A 672-nucleotide genomic window follows, 5' to 3' on the forward strand; every position below is an offset into this window, starting at 1 on the left:
TATTCGGATGAGGATATTCTGCGGCTTTTGCGCGAGATTGAGCTGAGCCTGTCATCTGGCTCGGATGTTGTGACAGCGTGCAGAACAGCTGGTGTAAGTGACGCGACCTATTACACATGGCGCAAACGGTTTGGTGGCATGGGACGATCCGAGATGGCGAATCTGAAGGCGCTGCAGAGTGAAGCCGTTTAAACAAACGATCTGGGGGATCGTTTGTCAGGCGTCACAATGATCGTCTCAGGAAGATCGTGGCGGAGCTTGAGCTGGACAAGCTCATTCTCAAGGAGAGCCTTGATTATTTAAAGCCGAAGGTCCCGCTGACCGGCAGGTGAATGCGCAGCAATCACCGAGATGGAGACGGCAGGCCAGCTTTGTCAGGCCTTGGTCCATACCCGACAAAAGCTGGCAACATCTGAACGGCGCACCTGTCGTGTGATCGGACTGGCGCGCAGTACGCTGCAATACAAGGCAGCGCCAAAGGATGATGAGGCATTGCGCCTGGCGATGATCCGGTCGGCCAAACAGTACGGACGCTATGGCTACCGCAAGGTCGCTGAGTTGCTTCGCATTGACGGCTGGTCGGTTAACCACAAGAAGATCGAACGGCTATGGCGCGAAGAAGGCCTGCAGCTCCCGAGGCGACACAGGAAGCGGAAGCGGCTGTACCACAAA

General features: G+C 56.0%; 2 protein-coding genes. Both read left to right on the forward strand.

What is annotated here, in order from left to right; all coding sequences use genetic code 11:
- Positions 1 to 192 (forward strand): transposase (locus Q1A34_RS21935; protein WP_300039648.1); only part of this gene is annotated, 192 nt, incomplete at its 5' end.
- Positions 193 to 432: 240 nt separating this feature from the next.
- Positions 433 to 672: IS3 family transposase (locus Q1A34_RS21940; RefSeq protein ID WP_300039649.1), on the forward strand; the 240-nt coding region annotated here is incomplete at its 3' end.

Source organism: uncultured Roseobacter sp., assembly GCF_947491795.1.
In the GTDB taxonomy this organism is placed as follows: domain Bacteria; phylum Pseudomonadota; class Alphaproteobacteria; order Rhodobacterales; family Rhodobacteraceae; genus Roseobacter.